Raw genomic sequence first — 15,985 nt, forward strand, 5'->3', positions numbered from 1 at the left:
TATGTTTAAAAAGAAAAAATTCTATTACGATATCATTCTCAATACGATGGCATTTGGCATCTACATTGTATCGTTCCATCTCCTGATGATGCCATACCTTGCCCGGACCCTGGAAACCAGTGTCAATGCCAGCCTTCTGGTCTATATCATGATCAGCAATATCCTGACGCTGTCGCTGGGCAATGAACTGGGGGTACTTTATCAGGTGCTGACAGGCCGCCGGCCCGGACCGGGCAATATTTCGGATCTGCGCTACCTGATGAATTGGACCAACGCAATACTAGGCCTGTTGATGGTCGGGATTCTGTGGGTGCTGGGATTCAGTCCGTCAGAAGTTGCGGCCCTGACGATTACAACGATCCTGACCAACATTCGGTTCTACATTCAGGGGTACCTGCGTCAGAAAAAAATGTTCCAGTTCATCGGTGTTGGCAATCTGATGTATCTGGCCGGCGTAATCAGCGCGATTCTGATCTTCCGGTTCTCTCCGGTGATCTACTGGCTGCCGCTGCTGCTGTCCGAAATTTTCTCTTTTGTCTATCTGTATGCGCAGACGAAGCCCATGCGGGCGATTCCAGCGGGCAAGAGCGCTTACTATGAGGAAAACCGCAAGGAGTACCTTGAACTGGTGGGAGCCACAATCTTATCCAATATTCCCAACTATTTTGACAAGCTCTTGATTCTGCCGCTGCTGGGTGATATCACCATGGCCGTTTATTACGCCGGAACGGTTCTTTCCAAGATGCTGTTCCTGGTCGTGAATCCCATCAACGCCGTCCTGCTGTCCTGGCTGTCATCCGATCGGGATACGGATGAGTCCCTGGTCATCAAAACCCAGGTCAGAGTAAACATGATTCTGGTCGGGATCATTTTCCTGATCAGTTTTCCCATAACGTATCTCATGATCCGGTTTCTCTATCCTCAGTTCTTAAGTCAGGTCATGGGCATTCTGGTTCCCCTGTCGATGATTGCGGCGTTCTCGATCTCCGCCAGCCTGCTGCGGGTGGTATTCCTGCGTTACTTTGACCTGAAGCTGTTAAAATACATCAATCTGACTCAGATCGTTGTGTTTCTGGTCCTTTCGCTCGTTGGCGCAAAATGGTTCGGACTTGCCGGATTCACCTACGGGGTAGCCATTTCAAAAGTCACTTTATGGCTTCAGTTTTATGTGCTGCTGCTTCGCGGCAGCAAAAAACCAGCCGGATTGAAAACCAGCCCGGTTCAGCCGGAGCATACGGTTAAAACCGGTCCGGAACTCAAGCCGAACGGGGACATCATGGGCAAAGAAGAACTGAACACCGGAGACGTTTCCTAAGGCACAACCGATGGACCAGGAAGGGGAGCATCTCATCCTGTTTCGCCGCGTCCGGGTGTTTCCGATGCTTCTGGAAACACGGTGACTGAAGAACAAGAAACATTGCGACCACGAGATACTTTCGAAGAAGGGAGGAACACATGAAGGAAATTGGCAGTCATTTTCATCTGAAGGAATCTGCGATTCAGAGAATTCAGGACAAATTGAAAGGGAACAGATCCGTCCAACCGGATGGTCGGATCGATGCGGTGAACCCGCAGAATTTCGGAAACTCCCGAATCTATTTCAGCAGCGGTCGTTCAGCGATTCGGTTCTGTCTGAAGGAGGTGGCAGAGACTGTAACTCGGGCCAGGTCAGTCCTTCGTAAATCTGCCCTGGTGCCGGAATACACCTGTGCCAGTGTGCCCGAGCCTTTTTTACGGGAAGGCTGGCAGCTGAGCTTCTATCCGCTGGAATCGGACCTGACCGTTCGTGTTTCGGTCTGGAATCGGCTGATTGAGCAATACCAGCCGGATGCCATGCTGTTCCATCCGTTTTTCGGGTTTGATACGATCATCGCCGATGAACCGCTGGTTAAGCAGGGTACAAAAATCATTTATGACATGACCCAAAGCTGGGCCTCCGGCCTGAGCTATCCCTATGCTGACTTTGTGGTTGCCAGCTTAAGAAAGTGGGGGCCGTTGCCGGATGGAGCCTTTGCAGAAAAATGTTCGGGTCTGTTTTGGCAGGATCCTCCCCAAAGGGAGGACAGCATTCTCCTTGAACAGACGCTGGACGCCTACCGCGCCAAGGATCGATTTTTATCACGGCTGGAAGGAAATAAAGCGGATTTTTTGAGTCAGTTTGCCAACGCGGGCAACCGGATTGCCGCTATGGATGAATCTTACCAAATGTCCGCTTTTTCACAGGCGGTATGGGATGAAATGACGGCTGCGCCAGCAAAGGATAGCTGGATGGAATCGCGCAGACAGAATTTCAGCCGATTGGCCGCTTATTCGGGTTGGAGCGATTTGGGCCGGCCTTACTTTGGACTGACCGGCGGAAGTGTTCCGCTCTATTTCCCGATTGAATTGAAGAATGGGATCAGAAAGCGACTGCAGTCCTTCCTGGCTCAAAAAGGAATTTATTGTCCGGTGATCTGGCCGGTGCCCGAACAGGTGAACATCCCTGCTTCGGACGACTTACGGCGGATCCAGGAAAATTGTCTGTGCATCCCCATTGACCAGCGCTATGGAATGGATGACATGAACCGGATCATGGAGTCACTCAATGAATTCGGGACTGACCGGAACAGCGGGTAGTGGTTTTGGACTGATCTTATTTGGCATGTAAGCAAAAATTCACCTTCTCCCCGGACACTCTGTGGTAAAATTACAGGTGATATTTATACGAAAAGAGAAAAGCAGCCAGTTTTTAGCCCAAGGGCTGCTTTGACAGACTGATGGGACTTTGTTTTGGAGATACATAATGAGTAATAACGAAAACGTGGAAAATGAGCACATATGGCTCGCGTCGCCGCACATGAGCGACGAGGGTTTTGAAAAAGAATATATTGAAGAGGCATTTGCAACCAACTGGATCGCTCCGCTTGGGAAAAATGTCAATGAATTTGAAATAGAGCTGGCCGCGCTGATTGACCGAAAAGCGGCGGCAGCGCTGGTATCGGGTACCAGCGCAATCCATCTGGCGTTGAAAGCCGCCAAGGTCAGACCGGGAGACCGTGTTCTTTGTCAGTCGCTGACATTTTCGGCGTCTGCGAACCCAATCCTGTATGAGCAGGCAGTGCCGGTTTTTATTGACAGTTCACCGGATACCTGGAATATTGATCCGGACCTGCTGGAGGAAGCGCTCAAATCTTATGATCATGTCGGGGCGGTCATCGTGGTGGATCTTTACGGTCTGGGCTCGGATTATGAGCGCATTGAAGCCATTTGCCAAAAGTACAATGTGCCTCTGATTGAAGATGCCGCGGAAGCGCTGGGTTCGGTTTATCAGAACCGTCCCGCCGGCAGCTTCGGTGATTTCGGTATCCTGTCCTTCAACGGAAACAAGATCATCACCACATCGGGCGGCGGCATGGTGCTGAGCAATAACCAGAAGGCCATCAATAAGATCAAGTTCTGGGCAGCACAGTCCAGGGATCTGGCAAAGCATTATGAACACAGCGAACTGGGCTATAATTACCGGCTGAGCAATGTCCTGGCCGGAATTGGCCGGGGCCAGCTCAAGGTTCTTTCGGACCGGGTCAGTAAAAAGCAGGAAATTTACCATTATTACCGGGAACATCTGCAGGGTCTGGAAGGGGTCAGCTTCATGCCGGAAGTTGAGGGGCATTCGCCCAATTACTGGCTGACATCCATTCTGCTTGACGGTCCGGTGTCTGCTTCCCAGCTGATTCAGCATTTGGCGGATCACAACATTGACGCCCGTAAATTATGGAAGCCGATGCATCTGCAGCCGATTTTCCAGAAGTATGATTTCTGGGGAAGCGATGTCAGTGAACGGCTCTTTCAAACGGGGGTCTGTCTGCCTTCAGACACAAAAATGACCCTGAAGCAAATGGAGCGTATTGTTGCTTTAATCAAGCAGCTTTGGGATAGATCGTGACATGGGGAAATTCTCTGAGAAGATCCGTTCGTTCCCGAAAGGGAAAGATTCGATTGAAGTGGCAGCGATTGCATTGATCAGTGCGGTATCTGTGCTCACGATTTTTCTGAGTGATAATTTTTCGGTTTCCACGATTCTTCCGTTCCTCATTAATTTGGGGATTTCAGCATACTGTCTCTTTTCCTTGAAAGAGAGAATGGGTCTGCTGTTCTTCAACCTGGCCATTTTTCTATTTCTGCTGGCTCGTCCCGTCATCGATCTGATGACCGGATTTGTGAACCACGTGCCCAACCGCTATACCTTCGAAACGGGACTGGGGGCTAATCGCATGCTGCTGGTTGCGCTGCTGGGACTGTTTCTGGGCCAGTGGCTGTATGAGCACAGGTCTGAAAAGATGGGGGGCTCAAGGAGCAATCGAGTGGCGGCACTGCTGAAGTCTCAGGAAGGATTGATTCGGCGGATTGCTCTGGCTGGATACCTGATCAGCCTGGCTGCCATGACAGCCGTCAATCTGGAAAAAGTAATCTTTCGCAGAAGCTACGGCTATGCGGCACTCTATGCTGAATTTAAAACGGGACTGCCCTTTGTGGTCATCGGCTTTGCCGAAGTGGGCGCTGCCTTTTTGGCCTTGTATCTTGCCACCAGGCCGCAGCTGAAGTACAGCCTGATCACACTGGCTTCCTATTTGGGCTCTACCGCCATTCTTCTTTTTGCCGGGGTTCGCTCCACCTTCAGCCGCAGCCTGCTGTTCAGCGTTTTTTTAGTCCTGCAGCTGCTGGCGTCGCAAAGCCAGCTGACCAGGCAGGTGAAAAAGCGTCTGATCGGTGGATTTGTGCTGATGGGCTTGCTCCTGATCCCCGTATTTTATGGCATTGGCATCAACCGCTGGAATGTGGATCGTCTGGATAACGGGTTCCCAGTGGTGATTGATTTCATCTACGGTCAGGGGGTGTCGTATCAGACCCTGGCCAAGGGACAGGAATTAATTGAACTGCCGCCCTTTGATCAGAAAAATTACGCGCTGGGTCCGTTTCTGGATCAGTATGTGAATGACCTGCCGGAAAATCCCTACACGCCGGAATACATTGAACGGGGTGACAGCATGGCGGCGGATCTGGGGTACTATCTGCTGGGCAGCCAGTACTTTAAGGGGATGGGCATGGGCTCCTCCTACATCATCGAAATCTTCAGTGAGTTCAGCTTTCCCGGCGTTTTTGCCTTCAGCGGCTTTTTGGGGCTTCTGCTGGGCTCGCTGTCCAATATCACCTGGAAGAACAGTCTGATTGATGTGGTCAAGATCAGGATCCTGCTGGATATATTTTATATTCCCAGGGCCGCGGCCATTCGATTTCTGCTCAACCTGATTGCACCCAAATTCTTTCTTCCGATCCTGTTTACCATTATTCTTGTCTGCTGCTGTCGAACTGTTTCTGAAAAATGGGGTAAAAAATGAAAATACTAATGATATCACCGATATACCCGAAGCCAGGGGCTGCGACCCAGGGGATTTACGTGCACCGGATCTATCAGCTTTACCGCCAGCTGGGTTATGAGGTGGATTTGCTGATCTATGAAAGTGGTTCTTCCAAGGTACAGAAGCTGAAGGCCCAGTTCCGCTTTCTGACGGAGATCAGCCGTCGGCTGCGGCGAGGGGATTACGACATTGTCAATGTGCAGTATCCTTTCCTGGCAGCGATTCCGTTTCGTTTCATCAGATCCCGGGCGCCGATTATTACCTCCGTCCATGGTCATGATGTCAAGTACAATACCGCCTTTAAACGCGCCACGGGTTATTTTACCCGTCATCTGATCAAAAAAAGCCAGATGGTGATCACGCCGTCGGAATATTTCAAAGCCGAGCTTCTGCGCCGGTTTTCCATCGATCCGGATCGAGTGAGCGTGTGCCACCCGGGAGGAATCGACCTGGAAGTCTTTCACCCGGCGCGTCGGCCGGAGGAACTGAAGAATCCTGATATCCGAAGAATCGGCTATTGCGGGCGGATTGTTGAGGGGAAGGGCTGGCAGGTGCTGCTGGAAGCCTTTTTAACAATTGCCCGGGAGGAGCGGTTCCGGGATCTGAACCTGGTGTTTGCCGGTACCGGCGCAGATGACGATCGGCTGCTGTCAAAAATACAGGGGATTCCGGATGCGGCGGTCAGAAATCGGGTCCAGGTGCTGGGGGCTTTGAATTCCGAGGAGCTGGCGAAATTCTATCGAAGTCTGGATGTGTTTGTTTTCCCGACCAGCTACGATGAGTCTCTGGGGCTGGTTGGCATTGAAAGCCTGGCCTGCGGCACCCCGGTAATTGCTTCGGCACTGGGGGGAATCCGTGAATATCTGGTCGAGGGAGTAAACGGCTTCCTGATTCCCAGCCTGAATCCTCAGGCTCTGGCCCAGGCTTTGGATCGGTATCTGATCCTGCCGGCACAGGAACAGGCGCTGTACAAATTCAGCGCTGCCCGCAGTGTCGAGCGCTACGGAACAAAAAATGTTGCCGAAAAGCTGGATCAGCTGGTGAAAAGCCTGGTTACCGAAAAGCAGAGGTCATAGGATGAACAAAATCTTGAAATCAGTCATGAAGGCAACTTTCCGGCTACTCCTGCTGCTGCCGGCTTTTCTGTGGTTACTGAATCTCTCGATTCACCGGCCGGATCCCGCCAACATCAACCGGGAGATTCTATCCGCTCAGTTTTATACCGACATTACGAGCCAGATGGTTCCCTTCCTGGATCAGGGCGATGTTCTGGGCTTTGCCATGACGTCCCGGTATGCCTACCGGTTTCCTTCGGATTCTCCCGCCCGGCTGATCCACTCGGATTCCGTGGGAGAAGACCTGAAGCAGATTCTTCCGGTGGCAGATGGCTATGTCATTGCCACCCAGGAAAATGGTCTGCGCTATCAGTCGATTCAGCTGTTCCACTATGAGCCCCAGAGCCGGAAAGTCACGCAATTTGGCGATCCCAGGCTCGTTCAGGGGGACTTTTACGGAAATTTGATCGTGAAAGACGGCTGGATCTATTTTTGGTTTTTTGAACCCTCCGGCAATCTGTTTACCGCCGCTTACGACGGGAAGGAAATGACCGTACATAAACTGCCCGGTACCATTGATTTTTCAAAGGACGAGATTGGATTTAATCTGGCGTCTCCCAAGCTGGTCAACCGGCCAGTGCTCGAAATTCGACGGGGCGGGGCCATCGAATACTACTATCTGAATCAGGCGCTGGCGCCCAGAGCCGGCGGCCCCTGGGACGATCTGCAACAGGCTGAGGCCCGGAGTCTCTTTCAGCAGATCCTGGCGGATGACGCCGTGCAGAGGATCTGGCTGGCCGGACCTTACCTGGCAGCTGTCACAACGGATACGCTGTCTCTGTATGGAGCAGAACGAGTGAATCTGATCGAACAGGGTTCTCTGTATGATACTCAGATTCACCGGATCAGCTATCGGGGGGATCAGCTGGAAGTGCTGCCATCACCTGAGGCTTCTATCCAGAAACAGCGTCTGATGGCAGAGTACAGCCAACGCGGACTGGACGCCCAGGCTAGATTCCAGACATCCCTGAATCAGGTGGAATGGGTCGATTACATCAAGTCGGCCACTTCACTGGGGCTGATGCTGCTTCAGGCTGCCGTCTTCTATGTCTGGTACCGGGTGACGCGAAATTCTGAGAGGGTCGGACAATGATTCAATGGAAAGATCTGAAAGAAATATTTCTGAATGAGAGCCAGCCGGTCCTGAGTCTTTTCTACCAGTTAACCCTGGTGCTGGTACTTTGGTCAGTCAATCCCCAAAGCCTCTACTACAGCTGGAAGGTATGGGGCGGTCTGATGCTGCTCTGGCTTGGCCTGGCGGTATGGGCCACCGGTGGGGACGTGATCCGGCAGTTTTTCAGCAGAAGGATCTGGATCCTGATGCTGTGGCCCCTCTACAATCTGGTCATGAGCACTTTGGGGGTCGGCGCGTTCTACAACCGCCAGATTTCCATTGCGTTCACGATGCTGATTCCGTGCTGGTTTTTTCTGTTCCGCCGTACCCGGGAGATGACTCTGATCGCCAAACTGGCAGTCGGGTACATCGGTCTGATCGCGGTGGTTTCACTGACACAGTTCTTTTTCACGCCCAATATTGCTCGGGATCTGGCAGGGATTGAAAAAGGGTATTTCCGCGCCAGTCCGCTGCTGGGCAATTTCCATACGGTCTATGAGGCGATTCCTCTGACTGTTTTACTAGCCGGCGGCCTGCTCCTGATTCAGGAGAAAAGGCAGCGAATGGCAGCTATGGTTCTGGCACTGGCCTTATCTGCCTTCGTCCTGCTGTCCCAGTATGACATTGCCATGCTCACGCTGGTGCTGTATCTGGGGGGACTGCTGCTGGTTGTGATCTGGCGATTGGTGAAGACCAAAACGCGAGGCAGCTCCAGGCAGCGAATCCGAACCGAGGCTCCGGATGATCGCAAGAATCAGGATCAGGAGCTTCCGGATCCGAACCGGAGCGCCGGCTGGCCGGCCTGGATCCGAACGAATGGCTGGCTGACCGCATTTCTGGTCTATTCGAGTCCGGCGGTTCTGCTGCTGCTTCTCAAAGCGCCCATTGACCGTCTGATCTACTTGATGGATCTGCGCCAGCTGGCTGCACTGACCAAACTGGTGAACCGGCTCCGGGTATATCTTAAGTCGGTTGTGATCTTTCAGGAGCACCCCTTGCTGGGAATTTCGCCGCTGCCGGATCGGACCCTCTTTGACCTGGGCAATCACTCGGATTACTTCGATCTTCTGGCTGAATACGGCCTGGTCGGATTTATACTGTTCCTTTCGACCTGGCTGTTCCTGGTGATCCTGACGACCAGGAATCTGCCGGTAAAAGGCCGCTGGACCTTCCTGCTGGCCCTGAGTTCCTTTCATCTGGTGTTTTTCGTGAATCCGGTGGTCGATGTTTCCTCGGTGATCGTCCTGTTCTTCATTCTTCCCGGACTCCTCTGGGATTTTGCCGGACCGGCTGAAGTTCCCATGCAGAGGGAATCCGAACTGCTCCATGTGCCAGAGGCTGGTTCGCCAATGCTCCATAGCGATTCGATCTAAATCCGATCGACAGACATGACCGTTTATCGTTCCTCAGGGATGCGATAAACGGTCATGTTTTTTTCTTCAAACATTATGACTGGCTTTTACCGATCTCCTGAAGATGAGCCTGTCATGGGCGATTCGTCATGAAAAAGAAGGGCAGGGTTATTTTTTTAATTGGGTAACACCTGTTGTACAGACTGTCCAGTCGATATGTTACTCTAGGAAAGAAGTAAATGGTTGGATAATTATTATAGATCAATTGGAAAAATTCCGCCAATAATTACTAATTGCTGTCTGATAATTATGACCAGCCTGAAAATGCATCAAGGAGGTAGTTCAGGGCACGAAATAACGAACGGGGTGTGTTAGGAATGAGACCGTTTCTCTAAACTAGCTCGCAAAGCACCTGCTATAGAGTGATGTGACGAGAAACCACAGCGCTTAACAGATGACAAAATGCATTCGAAAAGATCAATAGGATACATTCGCGTAGCACGATCCATACAGCAATAATCAAGCGGCAGCTACGGTGCAAATGATTCGAAGCGGCAGATGCAAGATTCGTGTGGAAGAATGCAAGGTTGGAGCTGTCGGATGAAAGGTTGGTGCTACCGGATGCAGACAGTGGATCCGACCAAAAAATCAAGTTTCATCCAGTCGATTACAGGAGAATCAAATGATAAATGAAGGTGAAGAATACACCTGGATCATATAAAAAATTTTTAGGAGAATGAAATGAAAAACTCATTACAAGCTGTTTCGATGAAATCGAAAAAAATCAGTCTGTTTCTTGTCCTGATGCTGGCACTGCTATTCGGGGCGATTCCCGCCCAGGCAGCGGTCCTGTCAAAACATTTCCCGGACAAGACTCAGTCCCTTCGACTGAATCCGATCAACACCTTCGCATTCAACCCGGACAACTTCGGGTCGATGTCGAATCCGGCCTACCCAGGGGAGGGCGTTCGGTTTACGGGCAGCAATTACTCCGGTGACTTTGAATATGTGATTACTATCGGCAATGTCATCCGAGGGAAGGAGGCGGCAGACTATGCCAAGGTAAATAATCCGTACAACACCGTTCCCTCCGGAGCGGAGTTATTTATCTTCGACGTGGCTTTCCAGTTAAACTACAGCGATGAACAGCCGATGTATGTCTCTGATTGGGATTTTACCGGGTACACCAGTACCAAAGCGGAGTACAGCAACACAGACGCCATAGTACTTGACAATGATTTTGGCGGAAATGTCTACAATGGGGGAGTCCTGGAAGGGAAGGCGTATATCTTTGCTCCGGCCGGCGACAGTCCTTATATCGTCTTCAATCCTTTCTACGACCCGGACTTCAATGTTGTCTTCAAGGCGGATCCGGGATTGGCGGATCTCACCGTTTCATCCTTCTCGACGGGAGGAAAGACGGAATGCTCAGTGGGAGAAACAGTATCTCTGTCAGCAACGGCCACCGGAGGAAATACAAGATCAGGTTCCTATCAGTATGGTTTCATCTGTCTTGATTCTCAGGGGAATACTCAGGTGATCCGCGAATTCGGGAAAAGCAACACCGCGACCTGGACACCGTCTCAATATGGGACCTACGAGCTCTATGCCGGAGTCATTGACGCCGGGGATGGCTTCGCACAGAAAGCCAAGACCTTCACGGTGAAGCCCAAAGCGCCCCAGAACTTCACGGGATCCTCGTGTTCCCCGAACAGCATTCATCTCAGCTGGAATTTGGATTCTGACATGAGCGGGTATGAACTGGCCCGGAGTGAATCCCAGACTGGTCCTTTTACAACGATTGATCTGACCGGAAATTCCTATGAGGATCAGAATCTGGTGACCGGCAAGTCCTATTATTATAAGATCCGGGCCTATGTCAAGGCGGGCACCACGAAAGTCTACAGCAATTATTCCAGTGTGCTGGCAGTCAAGCCGGTACTCAATGCGCCGGAAAACTTCAGGGCGACGGCTCCGGAACCCACCACCCATCAGCTGACCTGGAATGAAGTCCCTGGCGCGGCGGGGTATATCGTTTCCTACGGCAACGCATTGACCGATCTGGATCGCTGTGAACATACATCCGAACCAGCGCTCACACTGACTAATGTCGCTCAGGACAGCGCATTCTACTATAAAGTTCAGGCATACAGCCTGATTGGCGGGGTGGAGGTGCCTGGAACATACTCGGCAGCGCAATCCATGGTGCCAAGAGTAGTTAACGTAAAGGCTGAATCGGCTTCCGGCAGCAGCAGCCGCATCACATGGTCGCCGATCATCGGAGCATCAGGGTATCAGATTTGGGGAGCCTCTTCACCGGATGGAGAGTTCAAGCTGTTGAGTACTCGGACAGATACGAACTATGTTCATACCGGACTGACGACAGGCACTGAGTATTTCTACAAAGTCAGGGCTTACAGCAATCTGGAGTCTGCGAAGACTTACGGGGAATATTCGGAGGTTGCCAGCGCCATCCCCGTTCTGACTGCACCCACTTCACTGAAAACTGCATCCTCCGGCTACAACAGCGTGACAGTGAGCTGGTCCGGTGTGGCAGGTGCTGGCGGTTACGAAGTCTGGCGTTCACGCACCAGTGGCGGAACGTATTCTTTGGTCGGCACAACGACTGCCGCCTCATACCTCAACACGGGGCTGTCTACGGGATCTCTTTATTACTACAAGGTCAGAGCATACCAGAGCGGAGCGAATGGGAAACTATACGGCGGATTCTCAGCCCCGGTTTCGGGCAAACCGCTGCCGGCGACTCCGGTGATTACGCCTTCGTCCTCGGGGTACAACAGTATTACGGTGAAATGGAACGCCATTGCCGGAGCCACCGGCTACCAGGTGTATCGATCCACTTCCAGCAGCTCCGGTTATACACTGGCTGGCGAAACAACAACGGCACTGTCGTTCAAAAACAGCAGTCTGACGACCGGCAAAACCTATTATTATAAAGTCCGGGCCTATCGTCTGGTGGGATCCACCCGAGTCTACAGCAGCTACTCAACGGTCAAAAGCACGAAACCGCTGCCATCCGTTCCTTCGAACTTCAGCGCGCTGCGAGTCACATCCAGCAGCATCAAGACTTCCTGGTCAAAAGTCAGCGGAGCCAGCGGCTATGAAGTATATCGGGCGACTTCGAGCACCGGTACCTACAGCCTGAAGCGGACCACTTCATTGCTGTCCTATACCAACACCGGCCTGACCAGGGGTCGCACCTACTATTACAAAGTCAGAGCCTACCGCATGGTCGGCACAACCAAAATATATGGCAAATGGTCAGTTATTAAGTCAGCCAGACCTTAAGGACATGAATCATTGAAACGGCAGCAAATCACCCAGGTGATTTGCTGCCTCTTTCGATTTGCTGAGATCGTTAAGATCATTCAGGGCTCCATGAACAGAGCTCCATGGACAGAGCTCTAGGAACAGAGCACTTTGACAGAGCTCTGCTCAAATGGTTTTTGAAGATTGATCTGACAGGGGGGACAGGCTGTTGTGGGGCAGCTGCCTGATCAGGTTGGCGAAGGTGATCGGCCGAATCGGGCTGTTCAGGCTGATCAGGCGGGTATTCGAAGGATTTTATGTCTAAAGGGACAAGTTTCAGGGAGGGGAAACCAAGAGGAGGGCGAGTGAATGGTCGTGAAAACTAGTGGGGTGCGATTTAATTTTATAATGGTTATCAAGTTCGAATGCTTCTATTATTTTGTTTTAGAAAGAAAAATTGAGGGGAGAAAGAAATTTTTATTGGTATCAATGCTATTTTTTTATTCGATTTGTTGTGGCTCAATCACTTTTTATGTGGGATTATGATTTTCCCTGTTTACACGGAGAGGTCGACGTGGTAGCCTGACTGGCCGACTAGCCCAGCATTTATGCAGCCTAGCGGCAAGGCTGGCGGAACCACGCCGACAGAGGCTCCATGTCAACTTGGGAAAATCCCACAGTTTTTGTGATTGACCCTTTGTTGTTAAAATGAGTTTTGTATTGGTTTTTCGTATTTTACTAGATTTTATTGGAGGAAATTATGCATCGAAACAAAAATCTGATTCGGTTTGCGTCGGCTGCTCTGGCGTTTTCATTGCAAATTGGTTTGTCTGGGGGAGTTGCTTTGGCGAATCCGTTCCGGCAAGGCTCGGACTATGTTCGTCCCACCTTGTATCACCCGGCGATCGGGATTGAGACCAATCGGACCATCGTTTCGCAGATGGCGGATATGACGGCACCGGTCATTGACCGGTCGACGCTGTCGGTGGTTCAGACGGCAACGACGCCGGGTGGACTGGTCACGATCCGAGTCAAGGTGACGGATGAGAATACCGGAGTTCGGGAAGTTAAGTTCACCTTCGACAATGTCAACGGGGGCTATCGCTACCTGACGACGATTCGGCCGGATGCTTCGGGTTATTATTCGGTGCAGATCCCGATTGATTCCAACACCCATGACGGAGGCTGGTCGCTGTCCTTCCTGGAAGCCGTCGACAATAACGGCAACTGCCGGTTCTATAACGGCCGGGAAGTGGATCTGAGCCGCGGGAACTTCACGGTGGTCAATCCCAAAGCGGATATGACGGCGCCGGTGGTTCAGGTGGGAACTCTGAAGATTAATCAGACCACAGCCAAGCCTGGGGATACCATCCGGATGGGGGCTCTGGCAGCGGATGAAAAGACCTCGGTGAAAGAGGTTCAGTATACGCTGATTAACGAGAACCGGGGATCCAAAGTTCTGTCATCTACTAAGGCGGACATCAACGGCTACTATATGGCGAGCTTCGTGATTGATGCCAATACCCACCATGGCAAGTGGACGCTCCAGGACATCAGCGTTGTAGATGACAACGGCAACTACCGGGCGTATTCCAGCTATGACGAGGATCTGAGCAAGGGCAACTTCACGGTGGATAATCCCGGGGCGGACATGACACCTCCGACCATTGACATTTCAACATTGTCAGTGAACCGCACCACTGCCTATCCGGGCCAAAGCGTCCGGGTCAAGGTCAAGGCTTCGGACTCCCAGACAGGGGTTCGCTCCGTGGAATTTGATCTGCACAACGAATACGGCGGCATGGCCACATTCAAGGATACGACGCCGGACTCCTATGGCTATTACTCCATGGATCTGGACATCACGGATGTCACCCACACCGGCAAATGGTATGTCAACGGCATCGGCGCTGTGGACAACAATGACAATTACACCGGAAACTGGTTCTACGACACGGATCTGTCCAAGGGATCCTTCACTGTCCAGGAATCGCTCCTGCCGGAAAACCCGATCAATGCCATCGTCATCGACAAGGATACCACCTGGAATTACAAGGTTGTGGATCAGGATGTCTATGTCGCACCGGACGCTGTGCTCAAAACCGGCGATGTCAACATCCGGGGCAATCTGTACATCTACGGGACGGTGGAAACCAGCCAGTCCCTGAAGGCGACCAACCTGTATGCCGTTTCCGTGCGACAGGGCGCCATGACCAGCCGCACCAAGGGCGCGCTGTATGTGGCCGGGGGCACCACCAGCTTCCTCAAATCAAACCTCTCGGCTCAGCCGGTACCGTCGATCCCGATTCAGATCATGAGTGAGAATCAGGTCAATCCCGACGGGATCCTGCCGCTGATTGAGGGCGCAACGGTGAAAGTCGGAACGCTGACCCTGAATGGCCAGTCCGTTCCGCTGAACTACAACGGAACCTTTACGGTAGATAATGTCCAGGTGGGCAAAGCCCAGAGCCTGAACTTCCGGTTTGTCGACAGCTTTGGCAAGGAAACCCTCATGACTTATGCCGTGGACAACCCCATTGACAAGGTTGAGGTACTGGCCGGAGCCAGCCGCTATGAGACCGCGAATATTATCAGCGCAGCTGCCTTCTCTTCTGCCGGCACGGCGATCCTGGTATCAGGGGCCAACTTCCCGGATGCTCTGGCTGCCGGTCCGTTGGCCACGGCACTGAATGCGCCGATCCTTCTGACCTCGAAGACGGAGCTGACCGCCGTGACCAAACAGGAACTGGTCCGCCTGGGCGTCAAGAAGGTGATCATCATGGGCGGCACCACCGCCATCGATGCCGCCGTTGAAACCAGCCTCAAGGCAATGAGCGGTATGACGGTAGAGCGGATTGCCGGAACCACCCGCTACGACACCGCAATCAAAGCGGCAGAGCGTCTGGAACTGATCAAGGGGAAACCGACCTCGGTCATCCCGGCTTCAGGCAGCTCCTTCCCGGATGCGCTAGCCATCGGCAGCTACGCAGCCAAGAACGGAATTCCGATCCTGCTGACCGATGGCAAGAGTCTGGGCCTGGGGAATGATACTTATCTCAAGAACAAGGGCATCAACAAAGTCACCATGGTGGGCGGCACCCTGGTGCTGAGCAGCACACTGGAGCAGTCTCTGGTTACCAAAGGACTTACCGTTACCCGTCTGGCCGGAGCGACCCGGACTGAGACCGCAACCCTGGTTGCAAAGACCTACTATCCGGAAGCCACCGGCGCCATTGTGGCCAACGGCTGGACCTTTGCTGACGCGCTGGCAGCCGTACCCTATGCCGCCAAGCTCAATGTGCCGATCCTGCTGGTGAGCAAAACCGCCATCGACACCAGCGTGAAAGACTATCTGGCCAGTTCACCGGTCCATGACATCAAAGTGGTCGGAGGCGAACTGGTGATTTCTTCCGCGGTGCAGACCCAGCTGATGGAAGCCATGGCTCAGTAAGGTGAAGGATTGCTCCCAACCTGGGAGCAATCCGACGAAGATGCTGATCGCAGCAGCCCACACAAAGGGATCTGCAGCACTGGACTTCAACAGATTCGAATCAAGTATCTAAAACAGAAATTTCACCGGGGACCTTCGGGACCTGTACCTGCAAACCAGCAGAAGGCTGAGAGCTCTGATCTTCGAGTGACTAAGGAAATGCGCCGGAATCAACCGCTGATTCCGGCGCATTTCCTGTCTGGGATTCATGAAAAAAAACAGATTTTTTGTACGACGGTCCGTTTGCA

Annotated in this window: 9 protein-coding genes; all 9 read left to right on the plus strand. The window is 52.2% G+C overall.

The window, feature by feature from the left end; all coding sequences use genetic code 11:
• The first annotated feature begins 1 nt into the window (after position 1).
• The 9 genes from P6M73_RS07840 (at position 2) to P6M73_RS07880 (ending at position 15,698) form a co-directional block, all read left to right on the plus strand.
• The gene (locus P6M73_RS07840) at positions 2-1,315 is read left to right on the plus strand and encodes a lipopolysaccharide biosynthesis protein (protein ID WP_277855553.1); all 1,314 of its coding nucleotides are present in this window, start codon (positions 2-4) and stop codon (positions 1,313-1,315) included.
• Positions 1,316-1,455: 140 nt separating this feature from the next.
• On the plus strand, positions 1,456-2,616 hold the full coding sequence (locus P6M73_RS07845) for an aspartate aminotransferase family protein (RefSeq protein WP_277855554.1): 1,161 nt from the start codon (positions 1,456-1,458) through the stop codon (positions 2,614-2,616).
• 166 nt (positions 2,617-2,782) lie between these two features.
• Positions 2,783-3,922, plus strand: coding sequence for a DegT/DnrJ/EryC1/StrS family aminotransferase (locus tag P6M73_RS07850; RefSeq protein WP_277855555.1), 1,140 nt, complete (start codon positions 2,783-2,785; stop codon positions 3,920-3,922).
• Between the two features lies 1 nt (position 3,923).
• Complete coding sequence (gene wzy, locus P6M73_RS07855; protein ID WP_277855556.1) at positions 3,924-5,375, plus strand: O-antigen polysaccharide polymerase Wzy; 1,452 nt, start codon at positions 3,924-3,926, stop codon at positions 5,373-5,375.
• Entirely contained in the window at positions 5,372-6,472 is a 1,101-nt protein-coding gene (locus tag P6M73_RS07860) for a glycosyltransferase family 4 protein (RefSeq protein ID WP_277855557.1), read from the plus strand. The genes wzy and P6M73_RS07860 overlap by 4 nt, the downstream gene beginning before the upstream one ends.
• 1 nt (position 6,473) lies before the next feature.
• Positions 6,474-7,604, plus strand: a complete 1,131-nt coding sequence (locus tag P6M73_RS07865) for a hypothetical protein (RefSeq protein WP_277855558.1) — start codon at positions 6,474-6,476, stop codon at positions 7,602-7,604.
• Positions 7,601-8,998, plus strand: coding sequence for an O-antigen ligase family protein (locus P6M73_RS07870; protein ID WP_277855559.1), 1,398 nt, complete (start codon positions 7,601-7,603; stop codon positions 8,996-8,998). The genes P6M73_RS07865 and P6M73_RS07870 overlap by 4 nt, the downstream gene beginning before the upstream one ends.
• A gap of 720 nt (positions 8,999-9,718) precedes the next feature.
• Positions 9,719-12,286 carry a fibronectin type III domain-containing protein gene (locus P6M73_RS07875; protein ID WP_277855560.1) on the plus strand — a complete coding sequence of 856 codons (2,568 nt, stop codon included), beginning with the start codon at positions 9,719-9,721 and terminating at the stop codon, positions 12,284-12,286.
• Positions 12,287-13,007: 721 nt separating this feature from the next.
• The gene (locus P6M73_RS07880) at positions 13,008-15,698 is read left to right on the plus strand and encodes a cell wall-binding repeat-containing protein (protein ID WP_277855561.1); all 2,691 of its coding nucleotides are present in this window, start codon (positions 13,008-13,010) and stop codon (positions 15,696-15,698) included.
• The last annotated feature ends 287 nt before the right edge of the window (positions 15,699-15,985 follow it).

The organism is Anaerococcoides asporogena, assembly GCF_029590275.1.
Classification (GTDB): Bacteria; Bacillota; Clostridia; order Clostridiales; family Clostridiaceae; genus JG1575.